The sequence below is a fragment of the Paraburkholderia dipogonis genome (assembly GCF_042680985.1).
GTDB classification, from domain to species: Bacteria; Pseudomonadota; Gammaproteobacteria; order Burkholderiales; family Burkholderiaceae; genus Paraburkholderia; species Paraburkholderia phytofirmans.
The window spans coordinates 513,927-531,095 of sequence record NZ_JBHUFR010000008.1 but is presented as its reverse complement, the minus strand read 5'-3'; the positions used below and the strand labels follow the sequence as shown (position 1 = coordinate 531,095).

Below are 17,169 nucleotides of genomic sequence, written 5' to 3'. Positions count from 1 at the left end.
CGAGATCGCCATCAGGCAAAGTCCAATCGCCATGACCCAGCGGTGGTCGACCTGCCGGAGATTGAGCAGCGCGGCGGTCGCCGGAAGCGAAATCAGCAGGGGAATGGCCACCAGCAGAAACAGCGGCGTGGTTTGCAGCGGCCTGTAGCCGTGAATCTGCGCGAGATACTGGCCGGGTATGGCGGCGACACCGACCAGCAGCGTCACCGCGCCCACCAGGGTCAGCAGTCCATGCGCGAAGTTCCTGCGGGCAAGCAGCTGAAGTTTGAAAAACGGCAGCGGATGAAACCATTCGTTGATCAGGAACGCCACGAGCAGCAGCGTGCCGCCGCAAAACATGGTGGCGATAAACGTGGAGTTCAGCCAGTCGAGGCGGTCACCCTGCAGCAGGCCGATCACGAGCATGGCGATGGCCGGATAACCGAGGAGAAATCCGGTCCAGTTGAATGAACGCAGCCGCTCGAGTCGGGTGGGATCCACCGGCAGTCCCTCGTAGATTGCCACGCAGCTGATGAGTCCGAGCGGCACGATCTGCCAGAATGCCATTTGCCAGCCGACGTATTCCGTCCATAACGCGGCGAGCGGCGTGCCGAGCGCGGGTCCGAAGGTGGCGGTCAGTGCATAGCCCGCGAGCCCGTATAACTTGACCTTCGGGGGCAGGTAACGCAGCGCCACGATGATCAGCATCGGCGGCAGACATCCGCCGGCGACACCCTGCAGCGCGCGCAACACATAGAGCGCCGGCAGGTTCGGTGCAAACGGGCAGAGCAATCCAAACACCATCACGGCGAGCACGGCGCCGATCGTGAAGCGCTTGAGCGTGAACGTCACGCCGAACCACGGCGCGAACACCATCGTGGCCACGTTCGTCGCCTCGAAGAGCGTGGTCAGCCATGTCCCGTCGTCACGTCCGATCGAGAACGCGCCGCGAATGTCAGCGAGTGCAACCGCGGTGACCTGTTCGTTCAATATGGCGAGCAGTGATGCCAGCAACATGCCGAGCAGGCCGATCGTGAGACGCAGCGGTAGCTCCGCTTCGGCGGAAGTTTGCTGTACTGGGGGCGCTGTCGCGGGTACACAGGTAGGCGCCGACGATGGCGCAAGCTTCGGTTCTCCTGTTCCAGTTATCGGTGAGTTGGCGCTAGTCATCGTCGTTCGGCCACCGGTATTTAATGGGGCATTCCGTCGGGAAATCTTCCTGTCACGCCCGGCGATCGCAAAGATCCCGGATGCTCCGCAAAGAAGCCCCATCCGATGAGCTTATGGTTTTTTCTGCGCTCATTCCAGCCGGCTTACTCACGCTTTGGTGCCACCTAATGAGTTGATTTCATTCTAGGAGACAGGTCTGCTCTCCTGAAGTCAAAAAGTCCGCGCATCGGTCCTTTCCATTCACAAATGCAGCTGATGTCACCGCTGCAACAAGGACAACGCACTCACCTGGCAATCATCTTTTTCCATTCAGCTAACAGAACAAAACTGGGCAAAGGTGCAGGGGCGGGAACCGCTGATTTTCTGGCACGCTTTAGACACTCCCGGGCAACAGGGCATCGCGTATCAACAATCGAAAATGCAATGAACATCGTCGACATTGCAGCAAAGGTCAACGGCGACATCGGCACGAAGAGGACGAGCGTCGAATCACGACTGATGCCGGAGAAGTTTCTTGTCGCGTTCGAAGACGAGAACTATGACGTGATCATCGTCGAAGCGTAGACAGGCACGAGACAGGATTCGATTACAGCGGCTGAAAGGGGGCCGTGCCACGTTTCATGTCGTGGTCAGTGACTGGCTGTTCTGGACTAGCGGCGTCCGTCTTGTGGACAGCGCGCCGCTGGGCGCTTCAATGCTGCGGCGGTGTCACGTCGAACGCAATCCGTCCTGCGGGCAGAAGCGTGAGCGAGATGACAGCGCCGCCCTTGGTCTCCGGAAAGTGGTGGCTTCCGGGTGCCGGCGCCGTCCAGCCGCCATAACACCAGCCGTTCGGACCTGCGAGCGCAGCGCCTTCATCTAGCGGGACCACCAGATTGAACTCGCCATACGGGTGCGCGTGATAGTCGCCACGGAAGCTGCCTTCGGGGTTGTTCTGCGTGTTATCCGTGCTGTCCATCAGCACCGCTGTAATGCTGAAGAAGAACGTCTCCGCGCAGGGCGCAACGAGCCGTGAGCGACGGTAACGCGGGCCGGCGATCTCGGCGTCGGCCGCCCAGCCCTCGTTCACGCCTAGAATAATCAGTCGCGACAGATCCCTGTACAACTCGCTTTCAATGCCATATTTCGTATTCAGCCATTGCTCGACCTCGGTGCTCGTGGTCATGTCCTTGACCTCTTGCAGCAAAGGGATAAAACGGGCGACGAGTTCGTCTTTGGTACTGGTGAATTGGGTCTGGGACATTCAGGTTCGTCCTTGGTTTAAGCGTTATGCAGGGTCGGCGCGAGGAGTACAGCGCCCACGGTCTCCGGCGCGAACAAGCCCGCGACATTCACATTCGACGGCCCGATCGACCGCGCGGTCGCAACGAGGCGGAAATCGAGCTTTCGAAATGCCTTCACGACTTCGGCGACAATGCCTTGCGATGCACCGGTAACGACGACACCATTGTCTGGTGTGTTCATCTTTTCCCTGAAGCACGGCGCAGTTGTGTGCCATGCAGTCCGCGCCAGTTTGCGCAAGGCGAGCAATCTCTTGACCGTCGATGGAACCACTCTACGTTCTACGGGCTTTCACCGAGGCTTTAGCTGTGACGGTTTGGGGACATTTGCCGCGTATTTTCGGCCACTATGCTGATTTTTCCGGAAACCTGCTATTTGCAAATTCGAACCGAGTCGCGACACACGTACGCCGTGCTGAGTTTGACGACGCAACAGTTGACCAGCACTGAACAGTGCGCTTGCTTTGTTGCACGGGGTGGAATCACACCAGATACCTGCTGTACTTTCCCGGAATCCACGGCTGCCTCCCGGTGATTCATTTGCTACACTTGATCACGACGTGGACCTATGTGACGCCCGCGTCGAAGCTGATGGCGGCGGCTGGGTTGCGAATCAGCGCGACTCGATTTGACGGCTTCAATTTCCAGCGCATTCAACTTCAATACGGCCTGAGAAAGAGCAGGGCGTCAGTGCCCTCGTTCTGCTCGCTTAGGTTGTCGAGCGGCGCCGACTTCACTGTCTAAGCTATGGTGTCGCGCCCGCCGCTGAAGCGCACTTAACATATGTTAAGCAAGGCGACTCAGTGTAAGCAGTTCACGAATTCGTCAGCGAGGAATTGCTATCGAAGCCATGGTCCGACATGGGTACATTGATGTTTTTTCCGTTCATGGACCTCGCGCCGCGATTGCGGACCCTGGCGTCGGTCCTTCATCACAGCGCATGAAATAGCGCGGAGGTGTCGCCATGATTGAGTCTTCCGATTTCCGGAGCAGAAAGATAGCGCTTGATCACGGAGGCGGCCGCATGCCCGCGCTCGGATTCGGCACCCTGATTCCCGATGCAGCGACGACTACCAGCGCCACCAGAGACGCACTGGAAGCCGGCTATCGGCACTTCGACTGTGCCGAGCGATATCGAAACGAGCGCGAGGTGGGCGACGCTTTGCGGGCAGGGCTTGCCGCCGGCGGGATCGCGCGCGAAGAGATCTTCGTGACGACAAAATTGTGGAATTCCAATCATCGGCGCGAACGTGTCGAACCGGCGTTCGATGCAAGCCTTGAAAGACTCGGGCTCGACTACCTCGATCTTTATCTGATACATACGCCGTTCGCGTTTAAGCCTGGAGACGAGCAGGACCCGCGCGACGAAAACGGCGATGTCATCTACGATAAAGGCGTGACCTTGCTAGACACGTGGAGCGCGATGGAAGATCTCGTCGATCGTGGAAGATGCCGGGCTATTGGGCTGTCGGATATCGGCCTGGACGAATTGCGGCCTCTCTATGAATCGGCACGAATCAAACCGGCCGTGGTGCAGGTCGAAGCACATCCGTATCTTCCGGAAACGGAGCTTCTGGAATTCTGCAAGGAGAATGGAATCGTGTTTCTGGCCTTTGCGCCATTAGGTCACGGAATCAGGCCGGGGCCGCTTGAGGATCCGGTCATCTTGCAGATTGCCGAACGGATTGGAAAGACACCAGCGCAGGTGCTGCTCGCCTGGGCGATCCAGCGTGGCGGAGCATTGCTCACCACCCCCAGGACGGCGGTCCGCGCGCGAGAGAATTTCGATATCGCCGCGCTTCCCGCGGAAGCGTTCGACGAGATCAACCGGATTGAGACGAGGCAGCGGTACAACGAAGTCGTCAAGACGGGTAGCCCCGGGTTTATTCCGCGGCGTCCGCAATAGATAGACGTGAACGGTATCCGGAGGCAAGCCATGCAGGAAGACAAGATACGTGAAGCCCTGAACGCGCACTGGCACGCGTCGGCGGTTGGTGATCTCGACGCGGAACACGGTATTTACGACGATGATGCCATCTGTGACTATCCCCAATCAGGGGAACGAATCATCGGGCGAAGCAATTTGCAGGCGCTGCGGAGTCATCATCCAGGTAAGCCATCGGGATTCAATGTCAGGCGAATTCAGGGAGAAGGTAATCTCTGGGTCACGGAGTACACCATCAACTATGAGGGGCGCACGGCTTACACGGTGAGCATCATGGAGTTCTGCAACGACAAGGTGATTCACGAGACACAGTATTTTTCGGATCCCTTCGAGGCGCCGGGTTGGCGGAGTCGCTGGGTTCAGCAGATCGCGTGACGTCGCTCGGTCAACTCTCAATGCGGTGCCGCGCTGCGGGTAGTGCGTTTGCAAATGCAGAGCACGGATGATTTCGCCAACGACGCATCGCTTTAGACGTAGGCAGTTCAAACACCTTCACTATCCGTTCCGCGGTCATGGCGGCGAACCTCGCAACACCGCGCGCGAGATAGCGTCGAGAAGATCCTCGGCCAGGAACGGCTTGCTGAGTAGTTCATCGCCACCGGCACTTGTCACTGCGTTTCGCGTCGCAGGCCCGTCTCGCGAAGTAATGAAAACAGCGGGAGGACGTGGATAAACGAGTTGTTCATAAAGTTGCGGTCCAGACGCGCCAGGAAGTTGAACGTCCAATACGAGGCAGTAGGGGACGCGCGGATCATTCACGTGAGCGAACGCCTCCGCACTCGCGAACGCCAGTGTCTCGAATCCCGATACGCTGAGCAGGCGCTGCAAAGCGCGGCGCATCCCTGCGTCGTCTTCGACAACTATGATCAACTGCCTGGTATCTTTCATCGCTCGTCAATGTCCTATAGGTGATTGTCGTGCGAGCCGATGTTCAACACTATCGGGGAAAGGGGCAACGCGATTGCCCTTCAGGGCAATTGCGTCCGGCACGGGTGATATGCGACCTGTCGTTGCGTCGGCTACGCGTTGCGCTGAAGTCTGCTCGCCTCGTGCGAAGGTGCACCGGATCTTTGTCGCCTCCTTGAGGCTTGGCAGCTTGGCATCGAAAACATGACGGATGGTCGTTCCAGACTCGACGTTCAGTCTGCGTCAGAGATGCATCTCTATCGCGGCTGGCTAAATGCCTCGACGATATTCAGCTCACTTGCTTGAAGCAAACCACTTTCCATATAGCTGTTCGTAGGTCCCGTCCTCGTACATGGCAAGAAGCGTTTCGTTGATGTGTTTGCGCCACACACTTCCATTGGCCATGGCGATGCCGTATTTCTCGGGCCTGAATAGCGGCCCCACTACGATCAGTTCGCCATTGCCGCGTCGCGCGGCCCAGTACTGAAGGGTGGGGGCGTCATAGACAATAGCTTGCACGTTTCCCTGCGTCAGAAGTCTGAATCCCTCGTCCGCGGTGTGCACGCTGAGAAAGGACAGACCGCGATGCGTGAGATAGTCCGCGGCGACCGTTCCCGGCACTGTACCGATCTTCTTCCCGGGAAGATCGTCTGGACCACGAATGTTGGACTGCAGGCGCGCGATGGTTTGCGACGACGTGACTGTCGCCGTGAACTGTGCGATCAGCACAACGCCAATAAGCCACATCGTTGGAACCAGAATGCGTTTCCATGCGCCTGGCGCATCGCGCTCGCCGTGCTCGCCGGTAGCGATGATGAGCATGGTTACCCAGATACCTTCGCCGAGTGCTCGCCAATAGGGCTTGCGAAAAGCGCGGTCGCGCCTACGCTCGGAGAGCAATACCAGGTTGGCGAGCACAAGGATAATGCCACTCGCGATGCCGACGAACTGGACCAGCGCCAACCATGGAACCGACAAGACACCGCTGATGAACGAGCTTTCACTTTGCGCGCGCACCATGATCTGCAAGCCGGAGTCAAAATAGGGTAAGGAGAAGTCTACTTTCGTCTCGCGCTCTGGGGTCATGGTGATCGCAGCTATTGCGACGTCGGCAGTACCCTGTTGCAGCGCGGTCAGTAAGGCAGGCTGGTTTGACAGGACGACCCAAGTGAACTCGGCGTGCATGCGGCGCGCCACCTCATTCCAGAGATCAATGCTGAAGCCTTCCGGCGTTGCAGTTTGTGGAAGTACAAAGGGAGCAACCGGGGCAATCGCCACGCGCAGTGGACTGCTAACGTGAGTCGACGCAGAGGCTGCGGGTTGTGCGCGGGTCGCAACCCGGATGATCCTTTCGTGGCTGGGCAAACTGTCTTTTGGCAGCTGCGAAGGCATAGAGGCAGCGCCCGCCATTGTCGGCATTAGCGCGAGACAAGCCTGCACGACGAGCCGCGATGTCCTGCCGTTCATCGTGTCTCTCCCGAATGTTGCGCCGTGTCGTGGCGGCGCTGCACGGATAACGGCTCGAAATCGCTTGCGTCATTCACACCGTCACACGCGAAAATCCGCCGCCATGTCTTCGTCACTGCGCGCTTCCAGTTTGCCCGATCGGCATGCGCGCATGAAGATGTCATAGTCCTTTTGGTTCTGCGTGGCGTAGGCAAAGGCGTATTTCGTGAGCGCCTCTGCAAAGCGGCCACCGTTGCCCAGATAAGCGGCGATTTCGACCGCCTTTCCACCTGCCTTGGCATGGGCTCGCGCAAGTGCCCAACCGCAGATGCGCGCGTAACCTTCCAGAATCGTACTGCTCATCCTTTCGACTTCCGCCGATATCTTCATGTCGCGCAACTGGCGGAAATAGAAATAGCGGCCGGCCGGGCCCGTGGTCCAGCCGAGAAAAGAATCGCTCGCGGCTTGCAGCAGGCGCTGACCGTTGACCACGCGTTCGCCCTCGTGGGCAGCATTGCCGGCTTCGAAATAGCGCGCGACGACCGACTGGCACGCCTCCTTGACCTGCAGGAAGAGCGGCTTGCCGTGGCTGTCGATGAACAGCATGACAAGGCAGAACGTCCCGACACTGCCCACGCCGACAACCTTGAATGCGGTGTCCTGAAGGTCGAACTGCGCGATAAGTTGCCGGCGCTCAGGCGCAATGGTGAGGAGATAGCTATCGAATGCAGCCGCGAGCTTGCCCTTCCATTCATCGGTATCCGACCATTTCTTTTGCTCTTTGCCAAGCAACGAGTTGGGACCACCGGGATGAAACAGAGCGGGCGGCGCGTCCTGAATCGTCCAGCGGCCAGCGCTCTCGGTGGCCATTTTACCTAGCATGCTTTCATGTGTACGGCCTGCCGCTTTCTCCATAGTCCTGCGGATCAACTGCCGCCCTTCGCTGGTGGCGGCAGCGTCGATCATCCGTTCAAAAGTGACGATCTCGTGCCAAAGTTCGAGGGCGCTGCATTCGGCGTACTGATGCGTCCGGTCCTGATATTCCTGCATGGCAGTCGCGACGATATCGTCGATGCTTCCACGGTCTATACCCATGTGCTGGCCAGCAATCGCGAAACTCGCGGCGAGCCGTTTGACATCCCATTCCCACGGGCCCATCGCGACTTCGTCGAAATCGTTGAGATCGAAGATCAGTTGCCGCTCAGGTGTCGCGAAACCGCCAAAGTTCATCAGATGGGCATCGCCGCACACGGGAAAGGTGATCCCCGAACTGGTCGTTCCGGAAAGATCGTGAGCCTGGAGAATCGCGCTGCCGCGATAGAACGTAAAGGGCGACACGGACATTCGTCCATAGCGCAACGGAACGAGCGCATCAACCCGACCGGCGCTGTTTTCCCGCAGCAGTTGGACGGGGTCCCGATCGACATTTCCGATCGTGGCGTTCTGCGAGCGCGGCGAACGTTCCCGTGCCAGTTTCCCCGCTTCCCGCCGTTCACTAATGGTCTGGACTGCGGCCATGTTGCGCTCCTTTTTCCGGGTTCAGATATCGACCGAGCGAGCCGCCTTTCGATGCTATCCGGCGTGTTGGGCAACGCGATTGCCATTCGTAAAGTCAGGGTTTGGGCAGCGCTTGCGCAGTGCTGATCAGGTTTTGCGGTACGACCCGTATGATGCCGTTGCGAGGACTGTCTATGTCCGCGATCAGCATGAACGAGAGAGAGACGGTGACGGGCATGATCAGCAGAAGACGGCTTTTGCCTTGCGTATTTTCCGCGCCGTAACCGACCAGCATATTGGCAAGCACGCCGATCAAAATCAGTAATGCCCATGCGGCGAGAGGAACCCGGTTCCACCACGCAGCTTGCGTATAGCCCTGAGTGTTGAGCACGTCGTTCATACCGGCCACGGCGAGAGCCGTGACAGGATTTGGCTGTGTCTGCGCGGTGCTTGCCGCCATGCGCCATAGCCTGTCCTGAAGATTCGCCGTTGCGGCATTAATCTGCTTGATGCCTTGCTCATCACGCGTCTGATAAAACTGAATGCGGAGGTCCAGATAGAGTGCGAGGTCGGTACGAATCTGAGTGGCAGCGCCGGCCGGCAGCAGATCGGCCCGAACGAATTCCGTGCCGATCGCGTTGGCTTCTTCCTCTTCGTAATTTTTTCGCTGGTCGTAACGGTTCACCGCCATCGACAGGCTGAACCCGATCACTAGCGCGAGCAGCGTAAGCGTAGCGGACTGAACGAGTTTGAAATCGTCCCGCGACTCGCCGCTAATCGGGAAGCGCGTACGGAGTATCACGGCGCCGATCCAGCCTGCCAGTGACATCAGCATGAACGCCACGAACAGCAGGATGATAGGATGTCTAAAGAGTTGTTCCATGCATCCCTCGAATATCAAGCACTTCTCTGGCGGAACTCCGAATGGCGCGCAGCTTGCGCAGTTGCGGTTCCCACCGTTTTCGATCACAGCGTCCGGTACCTTGGCAGCTCAATGCGTCAATACGGAGCATTGACGACGATATATTGCGAGCCCTGTGGCTGGTACCAGCTACTGCCGCAGTGCTGGTAGATCATCCCTCCGTAGTTGACGGGCGCGCAATTCGGCGGCACCGAGCGCACGATCGACCCGACCACCGCCGACGTGGCCGCCACTGTCGCCGTAACGGCAGCCGCGGTAGCCACCGGATGATAATCGTCGTCCCAGCCTCCGCGATGGTCGTTCACGTTGACATTGACGTTGCGATTGACGTTGACGTTGTTCACGCTGGTGTTGCGAACGTTGCGGGTGCGTGCGTCGGCATGCACATTGTTCAATTGCGCACCACCGCCTCGATGCCCGCCATCACCGCCACCGCCTGCTCGCGCACCTCGCTCGACGTGGCCGCCCCCACGTCCCGCCGCATCGGCTTGAGGGAGCAGGGGCAAGCTGGCACCAGCGCCGACAAGTACGATGAGCAGAACCTGACATCGCGCAAATGGGGTTCTCATGGCCTACTCCTTTTTGTCGGCAACCGGAACGAGTTCGATCTTCTTCGCGCCTTGAGGCGGCCGGAACGTGAACACGGAATCCTTGAATGCCGGTGAAGTCGTCCAATCCACGATAGAAACCGACTGCGGTCGCGCATCGTCGTCCCGCCGCGTGATCACCAGTTTGCGCGGTAAAGGCTTTTCCCCTGTAGTAATCCAGATTTGCCAGTCGACGTTTTTTTGCCGGAATGCGTAGTGATCGCAGATGTCGCGCCCGACGAAGTCCTGGCCGGCGAACATCGCGGACTCGAACTGGTCGGTCGGTGCGTCGGGTGTGCCCCAGATGAATAAATCCGCGAGCGGGAATTCCACTGCGTAGCGCGCACGCAACTGTTCGATCAGGGCGGACAGGTTGCCGTTGAAAGCAACGGTCGAATAGAAATGTTGCTGAGGGGAATAAAGGACTGCGGTTTTGCCGTCGTAAATAATCTCGCGCTCGCTACGAGAACTCACCATCAACGCACGAATCCGATCCGGCCGTTCGACGAAAAGCGTTGCCATCGCCGTATGCTGAAGCTTCTCACCGTCATCGAGAACACGTTCGCCTGTCAGGCCGATGGATACGCCAAAGCGCTTGAGTGACTGCAGATACGATCCCATTTTCTGAAGCGCCTGGACGGCCGCTGGATCGACTGTGCTCGCGGTGCTGCTCGGCGCGCTGGCCGGTGTGGCCTGGGGCCAGACGTCGGGCGTGACCGCGAGGAGCGTCCCAGCCACGACTGCAACGGCGAAAACGTTTCTGCTCATTGTGCTCTCCCGAATGTGAGGGCAGTGCGCTCGCATCTGAAAAGGGTCGTGACGGCAACGCTGGCGCGCGGCGTCGCGCGATACTCGCGAACTTAATGTAGCCACCCTCGGGGCCAAAATAAAGGACTTAATTCGATGTTGCCCCTCGGGGCAACTGGATTGCCCGAAGTACCTATAGATAGCCGCGATCGCATGATCAACAATTCGATAATCAGCGATCCATTCCCCATGTGCGCCGTTTTTCCGCTTGCCTATATTCACGAGCTGATCCGTGACATACGCGATGTTTGCGGCAAACGTGGCCTACGATCATCGCCACGTTCTGAGACGATGCGTGGACTGGCGTGCCGTGTCTGAATCCGGACAGGAAAGGAGAGTGCAAAAGTTTTCTTTATAGCGGCAACCTGATGGAGGCAGTTTGTCATGCTCCGTGGGAATACTGAAGTTGCGACGCCCGCTGCCCGGTCAAACCTGCTACCACTCGGAAGTGCGGGTTTTGCGCTCGCCCTGATGCTGTCGGGTTTTATTTTTGCACGCGCGACTTACGGGGAATTCCGCTGGATCGCGCCTATAGCCGCAGCATCAATGAATCTCGGCATTGTCGTGATCGGTGCGTGGCACGCGGGCGCTCCCGCAAAGCAGACCGACCTCGTCGCGCAAGAACAAGTGACAGGTATGCGCCCGGTTACGCGCCTGACTTTCTGGCGGCTGCATGTTTTCCGAGCCTGCAAACGGCTATGTGCCGTACGCTGGTGGCCGTGGTTCGTCGTTCTATGTGCGTCGAGTGCGCTTCTCTTATGCGCGACTACCGGATTGATATTCGATCGACGGCCGCTCGCTCAAAGCCCAAACGCGCGCACGGTTATGACGATAGGATGCGGCCTGGCACTCGCGCTCGCACTCGCCACGCTTATTGTCGAGCGTGCGTTTGCGGCTCAGACAACGCGTAGTCGCGCAAACGTACAGATCGCAGGAATGCTGCGGGCCTTGCTGATCGTCACCCTCGCCGGTGCGGCATGCGCGGCGCTCGACGCATGGCAGGCCGTCGACGCGCGCTGGCTGGCAATTCTGATCGCGTTGCTACCCGCTGCAATGGCATGCGAATTCTTACTGCGGGTCATGGCTAGCTGGTTCACGCCGCCGGAAGTGCGAGCACGACCGCTCGCCACGGCTAGCAGCACGATAGCCCACTGCTTGACGCGGCCCTACGCAACGCCGGCCGAGCTGGGCGAGGCGCTGCATCGCCGCTATGGCATCGACCTGCGGCAAAACTGGGTGATTAGCAGTACCGTGCGTCTGTTGCCCGGCGCGTGCGTCGGCTTCGTGGCGGCCGCCTGGTTCTTGAGCGGCGTCAGCGTGTTGCAGCCCGATCAACGCGCCGTCTATGAACGCTTTGGTGCGCCCGTCACCGTCTGGCAACCGGGCCTTCATGTGGGACTTCCGTGGCCGTTCGGCCGTACGCGTGTGCTTGAAAACGGTGCGGTCCATCAGATTGTTATCTCCGCCGTTAGCGGCGACGCGGGTGACACAGGTGCCGCGGCGCCGCTTGTAGCGGCAGACGCCCGCACGCCGGAACAGTTGGATCGTATGTGGGACGTCGCCCACCCTTGGGAAACGGCGCAGGTGATAGCGGGTGGAAAAGCTCATCAGCAGAACTTTGAAGTGGTGAACGCGGACGTGCGGATCGACTATCGGATCGGCCAGAACGACGCAGCGGCCCGGGCGTCGCAATACCGTTTCACCGATGCGCCTTCTCTCATCCGCTCAATAGCCAGTCGCGAAGTGCTTCGCTATCTCGCCTCGCATACGCTCGATGTGCTCGTCGAAACACGCCAGACGGTGATTGCCGACGCTATCCGTCAGGCGGTGGCCCGGCAGCTCGACGCGCTCGGGAGCGGAATTGAAGTTCTGGCAGTGGTGATCGAAAGCGTCCATCCGCCCGCGGGTGCCTCTGCCGCATGGCATAACGTTCAGGCTTCGCAAATTCGCGCCGTTGCGAGTGTCGCTCAGGCGCGCGGGCTGGCGGCCAAGGTTGTCGGCAGTGCGCACGAATCGGCTACCACTGGAATCGATGCCGCCAGCGCCAGTGCTGCCGAAACGCTTTCGGCCGCGCGTGCCCGGCAGATCTCTTTCGCCGCCGACATTGCCGCGCAAAGCGCCGGCGGTCAGGCCTTTCCATTCGAGTACTACCTGCACGCCTTGCAGAAGGGGTTGCAGAGCGCGAACCTCACTGTCATCGACGACCGCCTCGTTGGCGGCAGTCGCGCGACGATCGATCTGCGCGCTTACAACGCAGGCGACGCAGCAGGTGCAAAACGCCTCTACTGATCTCGCAGCCACCTCGTGATCACGCGGCATCGTTTCATGGAAAGCGGAGCAGATCTTGAGCGATTCACATCTTCATCTGCATGGAAGCCATTCTGGCCATGGCCATTATGGTCGCGGTCACGGCGCGCACACCGGCGGCAGCAAGCCGGGATTGGTCTGGCGTGCCGGCCTCGCTTTGCTGTGCGTGGTGATCGCGGCGCTGGTGGCAAGTGCGGTTCAGGTTCACGAAGGCGAGGCTGCGGTCATCACCCGCTTCGGCGACCCGGTGCGCGTGGTGCTCGATCCAGGTCTCGCGTGGCGCTTGCCTGCGCCGATTGAAACGGCCGTGCCCGTCGATTTGCGGTTGCACACGACGTCCAGTGGACTGCAGGATGTCGGCACGCGAGACGGGTTGCGCATTCTCGTTCAGGCCTATGTCGCCTGGCGCGTGCCGGGTGAAACGTCCGACGTGCGCCGCTTCGTGCGTGCCGTGCGCAACGAGCCCGACGAGGCGGCGCGTCAGATCCGCTCGTTGGTCGGCTCGGCACTGCAAACCATCACATCGGGCTTCGATCTCGCCGAACTGGTCAACACCGACCCCTCAAAGATCAAATTGCGGTCGTTTGAGGATGAACTTCGCCGGCAGGTCGACGCGCAACTTTATGCTACCTACGGCGTGCATGCCGTGCAGGTCGGCATTGAGCGGCTCACTCTGCCCGCGTCCACGCTCGCGGCTACCGTGGAGCGGATGCGCGCCGAGCGCGAAACGGTCGCCGCCGAACGCACCGCCGAGGGCAAACGCGAGGCCGCGCAGATCCGCTCGGACGCCGACCGGGACGCGCGTATCGTCATCGCCGACGCGGGCGCGAAGGCGGCCGAGATCGAAGCACAGTCGCGCCGCGATGCCGCTGCGATCTACGGCAAGAGCTACGCTGACAATCCGCAGCTTTACACGATGCTGCGTTCACTGGACACATTGGCGGGTGTGGTCAACGGCAATACGAGCCTGATCCTGCGCACGGATGCCGCGCCGTTCCGCGCGCTCGTGCAGGGACCGGCGGGACTCAACGTAATGAATGCCGTGCCGCGCGACAGCGTGCCTTGCGCGCGAACGCGCTGTACACCATGAGCAGCGTTCCGTTAGTCTCGCGAGACCCCGCGATCGTGCAATCCGTGCGTGCGGCGTGGTGGTTTGTCGTCGCACTTGCCGCAGTCGCCGCGAGCGTCTGGAGTTTCTCCAATGTTCAGCGCGTGCCGCCGGAAAGCCAGGCGGTCGTGATGCGCTTTGGCAGGATCGTGCGAATTCAACGCGCGGGGCTGCTGCTGGCTTGGCCGCGGCCGTTCGAATTTGTCGAGTTGTTGCCGGGACCGGCGCGCGTGCTCGAACAGCCCATCACCACGCTGGTGCGCGATCCGCGTGCGCGAGCGCTCGATCCGTCGCCGTCCGCATCGACATCGCCCGGCGACACAACGCTGCCGTTCAACGACATGTCCTCATGGGGCTTTCATCCCGACGCTGCGACGGGCACGAACGGGACGCCGTTTCCCGACGCGCTGGCTGGCTCGGGGTACGTGCTGACGGGCAATGTCGCCGTCGTACAGCTCGGCGCCACCCTTTACTACCGTGTGAGTTCACCGGTCGACTACGTATTGCAACGAGGGTTGCTCGCGCCGGCGCTGGAGCGCATCTCTACGGCTGCGGTGGAGGAGGCGGCCGCTGCGCGCGATCTCGATGCGATCCTCGTCGGTCGCCCCGAACTGCTGGCTGCCGACGCGCAGATGGCCGCGCAGCGAGAACGGTTGCGCGACGACGTCGCGCGCGGAGTCGAGCGACGCTTGCGCACTCTGGAAACCATGCACGCCGGCCTCGGCATAGAAGTCGTGCGGGTCGACCTGACAGCGAACGTGCCAAGCGCAGCCGTCGACGCGTTCAACTCGGTGCTGAGTTCGTTGCAAACGGCCGAGCGCAATACGGCCGACGCGCGCACTGCGGCGGAGACGACGCGCCAGACGGCCCAACAGCGCGCCGACGAGATTATTCAGCAAGCCACCGCAAGCGCGACGGAGCGAACGTCTACGGCGCAGTCCGAAACGCAGACAATCCAGCAACTCGAAACTGCCCTGCATGCGGACAGCGACGGCGGATTGCTGGCCCGCGCCTATCGGGAGCGCATCGCGCAGATTCTCTCGAAGGCGGGCCACGTCACCACGATCGACCCTTACGACACATCGAGTCTGGTTCTTCCGGGGAAGGCGCCGTGAGCACGCACGCAGAGTCCATCAATCGTGCACGTCTTGGGCCAGCCGGGCGCGCGGCCCCGGCGGCCACGCCGAACGTCCCGGACAACCTGCCGGGTATCGCGCTCGCGCCGGCGGAGCACCGCGGGATCACTCGCCGCATTGCGCTGGCGCTGGGCGCGGGCGGTCTGTTGCTCTTGTCCTTTATCTGGCGTGTCGTGCCGGCGCAGGGCACGGTGCTGCCAGACATGCTCGCCGGCCTTGCGTCGCTGATCGTGGCCGGACCGGTGTTGTCGAGCGCATGGTGCAGTCTGCGCGCGCCGAGCCTGCACGGCGTGACCGATCGTCTGATCGCGCTCGCGATGCTCGCAGCGTGGGCCACGGGCGACATGACGACCGCCGCGCTGCTGCCGATCATCATGACCTTCGGCCACGCGCTCGAAGAACGCAGCGTGCTCGGTTCACAGGAAGCAATCGACGCGCTCGCCAGGCTGACGGCCACGACGGCGCGACGGCTCCGCGCCGATGGTTCGACCGAGGAGATCGCTGCCGAGGCGCTCGCGCGCGGCGATCTGCTTGAAGTCCCGGCGGGCTCGCGCATTCCCGCCGACGGCGTCGTGAAAGCGGGGCGCTCCGCCGTGGACAACAGCCCGATTACGGGCGAATCACTGCCGCACGAAGTCAATGCCGAGGCAATCGTCTATGGCGGCGCAATGAATCTCGATGGCGTGCTGCGTATCGAGGTGACGCAGGTGGGCGAACAGTCGACGCTTGGGCGAATCGTCGAGTTGCTCGAACACGCGGAGCGCGTGAAACCGCCCATCACCGAAGCGCTGGAACGGTACATGGGCGGCTACCTCGCGCTTGTGCTCGTGGTCGCTGCGCTTGTCTGGTTCGTCAGTTCCAACGCGTCGACGATGTTGGCGGTGATCGTGGCGGCCTGTCCTTGTGCGCTCGTGCTGGCCGCCCCGGCAACTGCCATCGCGGGAATTGCGCTGGGCGCGCGCCACGGCCTGCTACTGCGCAACGCTGCCTTTCTCGACCGTGTTGCGGACCTCGATTCCCTCGTGATCGACAAGACCGGCACGCTCACGCATGGCGTTCTCCGCGTCGTACACATGACCCTGGAACCGGATGCGAATGAAGCGCACGCGCTCGCATTGGCTGCAACCCTCTCTGCGGGCAGTACGCATCCGGTCAGCCGTGCCGTACAGCGCTACGCGGCAGAACGCGGCTATCGCGCCGGCGGCAAGGAGGCGGTGCGCGAGTTGCCCGGGCGCGGCGTGATTGCAGACGTGCCGGACGGCTGCGCGGTACTCGGTAACCAGACGCTGCTGGCCGAATACGCACCGGGCATCACCGTGCCGCCCGCGCAACACGACGGACCGCTCGCCGGGCTCATGCTCGCGGGTCGGCCGCTGGCGTGGTTCGCGTTCGCCGACACGTTGCGCCCAGACGCAGCGCAGGCGCTCGCCGAAATGCGCGCGCTTGGCTTCGCTCAACAGACGCTGCTAACCGGCGACCGGGAAGGCGTCGCGCAAAACGTTGCCGCACAACTCGGCATGGATCGCGTAATCGCCGGCGCTTTGCCGCAGGACAAGCTCGCCTTCGTCGAACAGGAACTTGCCGATGGTCGGCACCCGCTGGTCGTGGGCGATGGCGTGAACGATGTGCTCGCTATCAAGGCGGGTGCCACCAGCATCGCGATCGGCGGCCGTGGCGTGGACATCGCCGTCGCTTCCGCGGACGTGGTGCTGCTTGGCGACGATCTGCGCCGCTTGCCTGCCTGTGTGAAGCTCGGCCGGCGCTGCCGCCGAACAGCGGCGGTCAATGCAGGGATTGGCGTGGTGTGGACGGGGGCCGTGATAGCCGTAGCTGCGCTGGGTGTGTTGGACGCGGCATGGGTCGCGGTGCTGCACAACATCGGCACACTCGTTGTGCTCGCCAATGCAGGACGTCTACTGCGCGTCGCTGAGCCAGGTTTTGTGCACGCGCCTTTGTCGGAAGAGAGTAATGACGCGGCCGACGCACAGCCGCCGCAAGTTCCTCAGGAGGGCCAATCGCCACCGAAATCTGTTTGAGATTCCTTGTTGGAACGAACCGAAAAATTGACGTGTTAATACC

The 17,169-nt window shown here is 61.1% G+C and carries 15 protein-coding genes and 1 pseudogene; 7 read left to right on the top strand and 9 right to left on the bottom strand.

What is annotated here, in order from left to right; translation table 11 throughout:
* On the bottom strand, positions 1 to 1,149 hold a 1,149-nt coding region (locus ACFSNN_RS12475; RefSeq protein ID WP_377779171.1), incomplete at its 3' end, for an MFS transporter.
* Between the two features lie 255 nt (positions 1,150 to 1,404).
* Between ACFSNN_RS12475 and ACFSNN_RS12470 the strand changes: the two genes are divergently transcribed.
* Positions 1,405 to 1,713 (top strand): hypothetical protein, encoded by a 309-nt coding sequence (locus ACFSNN_RS12470; protein WP_377747247.1) that lies wholly within the window; start codon positions 1,405 to 1,407, stop codon positions 1,711 to 1,713.
* A gap of 127 nt (positions 1,714 to 1,840) precedes the next feature.
* On the opposite strand, the gene ACFSNN_RS12465 is transcribed toward ACFSNN_RS12470, so the two are convergent.
* A complete protein-coding gene (locus ACFSNN_RS12465) occupies positions 1,841 to 2,392 on the bottom strand; it encodes a 4-hydroxylaminobenzoate lyase (protein ID WP_134456334.1) in 552 nt (183 codons plus the stop codon).
* A gap of 77 nt (positions 2,393 to 2,469) precedes the next feature.
* Positions 2,470 to 2,613 (bottom strand): annotated as a pseudogene (locus ACFSNN_RS12460) (3-oxoacyl-ACP reductase); the annotation flags it as partial.
* A 780-nt stretch (positions 2,614 to 3,393) separates the two neighbouring features.
* On the opposite strand from ACFSNN_RS12460, the gene ACFSNN_RS12455 reads away from it, so the two are divergent.
* Both ACFSNN_RS12455 and ACFSNN_RS12450 read left to right on the top strand, forming a co-directional pair.
* Positions 3,394 to 4,335 (top strand): aldo/keto reductase, encoded by a 942-nt coding sequence (locus ACFSNN_RS12455; RefSeq protein ID WP_134456333.1) that lies wholly within the window; start codon positions 3,394 to 3,396, stop codon positions 4,333 to 4,335.
* Between the two features lie 30 nt (positions 4,336 to 4,365).
* Positions 4,366 to 4,749: a nuclear transport factor 2 family protein gene (locus tag ACFSNN_RS12450; protein ID WP_134456332.1), complete on the top strand. Its 384-nt coding sequence runs from the start codon at positions 4,366 to 4,368 to the stop codon at positions 4,747 to 4,749.
* Positions 4,750 to 4,884: 135 nt separating this feature from the next.
* Here the strand turns inward: ACFSNN_RS12450 and ACFSNN_RS12445 are convergent, their stop codons facing one another.
* The 6 genes from ACFSNN_RS12445 to ACFSNN_RS12420 all read right to left on the bottom strand — a co-directional run bounded on the left by ACFSNN_RS12445 (position 4,885) and on the right by ACFSNN_RS12420 (position 10,761).
* Positions 4,885 to 5,262 carry a response regulator transcription factor gene (locus ACFSNN_RS12445; protein WP_134456331.1) on the bottom strand — a complete coding sequence of 126 codons (378 nt, stop codon included), beginning with the start codon at positions 5,260 to 5,262 and terminating at the stop codon, positions 4,885 to 4,887.
* A gap of 312 nt (positions 5,263 to 5,574) precedes the next feature.
* Positions 5,575 to 6,747 carry a transporter substrate-binding domain-containing protein gene (locus tag ACFSNN_RS12440; protein ID WP_134456330.1) on the bottom strand — a complete coding sequence of 391 codons (1,173 nt, stop codon included), beginning with the start codon at positions 6,745 to 6,747 and terminating at the stop codon, positions 5,575 to 5,577.
* Positions 6,748 to 6,828: 81 nt separating this feature from the next.
* Positions 6,829 to 8,244, bottom strand: a complete 1,416-nt coding sequence (locus tag ACFSNN_RS12435; protein WP_134456329.1) for a DUF2252 domain-containing protein — start codon at positions 8,242 to 8,244, stop codon at positions 6,829 to 6,831.
* A gap of 94 nt (positions 8,245 to 8,338) precedes the next feature.
* Positions 8,339 to 9,193: a bestrophin-like domain gene (locus tag ACFSNN_RS12430; RefSeq protein ID WP_341868427.1), complete on the bottom strand. Its 855-nt coding sequence runs from the start codon at positions 9,191 to 9,193 to the stop codon at positions 8,339 to 8,341.
* Positions 9,194 to 9,222: 29 nt separating this feature from the next.
* Positions 9,223 to 9,714 (bottom strand): hypothetical protein, encoded by a 492-nt coding sequence (locus ACFSNN_RS12425; protein ID WP_134456328.1) that lies wholly within the window; start codon positions 9,712 to 9,714, stop codon positions 9,223 to 9,225.
* Positions 9,715 to 9,717: 3 nt separating this feature from the next.
* Positions 9,718 to 10,761 carry a DUF2092 domain-containing protein gene (locus ACFSNN_RS12420; protein ID WP_244322744.1) on the bottom strand — a complete coding sequence of 348 codons (1,044 nt, stop codon included), beginning with the start codon at positions 10,759 to 10,761 and terminating at the stop codon, positions 9,718 to 9,720.
* A gap of 714 nt (positions 10,762 to 11,475) precedes the next feature.
* Here ACFSNN_RS12420 and ACFSNN_RS12415 point away from each other — a divergent pair.
* From ACFSNN_RS12415 to ACFSNN_RS12400, 4 genes are read left to right on the top strand one after another with little or no spacing between them, the layout of a single operon-like run.
* Complete coding sequence (locus ACFSNN_RS12415; RefSeq protein WP_377690352.1) at positions 11,476 to 12,828, top strand: SPFH domain-containing protein; 1,353 nt, start codon at positions 11,476 to 11,478, stop codon at positions 12,826 to 12,828.
* A gap of 55 nt (positions 12,829 to 12,883) precedes the next feature.
* Positions 12,884 to 13,936 (top strand): protease modulator HflC, encoded by a 1,053-nt coding sequence (hflC, locus tag ACFSNN_RS12410; RefSeq protein WP_134456326.1) that lies wholly within the window; start codon positions 12,884 to 12,886, stop codon positions 13,934 to 13,936.
* The gene (locus tag ACFSNN_RS12405; RefSeq protein WP_134456325.1) at positions 13,933 to 15,069 is read left to right on the top strand and encodes an SPFH domain-containing protein; all 1,137 of its coding nucleotides are present in this window, start codon (positions 13,933 to 13,935) and stop codon (positions 15,067 to 15,069) included. The genes hflC and ACFSNN_RS12405 overlap by 4 nt, the downstream gene beginning before the upstream one ends.
* Complete coding sequence (locus ACFSNN_RS12400; RefSeq protein WP_244322743.1) at positions 15,066 to 17,126, top strand: heavy metal translocating P-type ATPase; 2,061 nt, start codon at positions 15,066 to 15,068, stop codon at positions 17,124 to 17,126. Before ACFSNN_RS12405 ends, ACFSNN_RS12400 begins: the two co-directional genes overlap by 4 nt.
* The last annotated feature ends 43 nt before the right edge of the window (positions 17,127 to 17,169 follow it).

Bases quoted from the DNA above. Each gene is read 5' to 3' on its own strand.
- ACFSNN_RS12470 (WP_377747247.1), top strand. From the start codon at position 1,405: ATGTCACCGCTGCAACAAGGACAACGCACTCACCTGGCAATCATCTTT.
- ACFSNN_RS12465 (WP_134456334.1), bottom strand. From the start codon at position 2,392: ATGTCCCAGACCCAATTCACCAGTACCAAAGACGAACTCGTCGCCCGT.
- ACFSNN_RS12455 (WP_134456333.1), top strand. From the start codon at position 3,394: ATGATTGAGTCTTCCGATTTCCGGAGCAGAAAGATAGCGCTTGATCAC.
- ACFSNN_RS12450 (WP_134456332.1), top strand. From the start codon at position 4,366: ATGCAGGAAGACAAGATACGTGAAGCCCTGAACGCGCACTGGCACGCG.
- ACFSNN_RS12445 (WP_134456331.1), bottom strand. From the start codon at position 5,262: ATGAAAGATACCAGGCAGTTGATCATAGTTGTCGAAGACGACGCAGGG.
- ACFSNN_RS12440 (WP_134456330.1), bottom strand. From the start codon at position 6,747: ATGAACGGCAGGACATCGCGGCTCGTCGTGCAGGCTTGTCTCGCGCTA.
- ACFSNN_RS12435 (WP_134456329.1), bottom strand. From the start codon at position 8,244: ATGGCCGCAGTCCAGACCATTAGTGAACGGCGGGAAGCGGGGAAACTG.
- ACFSNN_RS12425 (WP_134456328.1), bottom strand. From the start codon at position 9,714: ATGAGAACCCCATTTGCGCGATGTCAGGTTCTGCTCATCGTACTTGTC.
- ACFSNN_RS12415 (WP_377690352.1), top strand. From the start codon at position 11,476: ATGCTGCGGGCCTTGCTGATCGTCACCCTCGCCGGTGCGGCATGCGCG.
- ACFSNN_RS12405 (WP_134456325.1), top strand. From the start codon at position 13,933: ATGAGCAGCGTTCCGTTAGTCTCGCGAGACCCCGCGATCGTGCAATCC.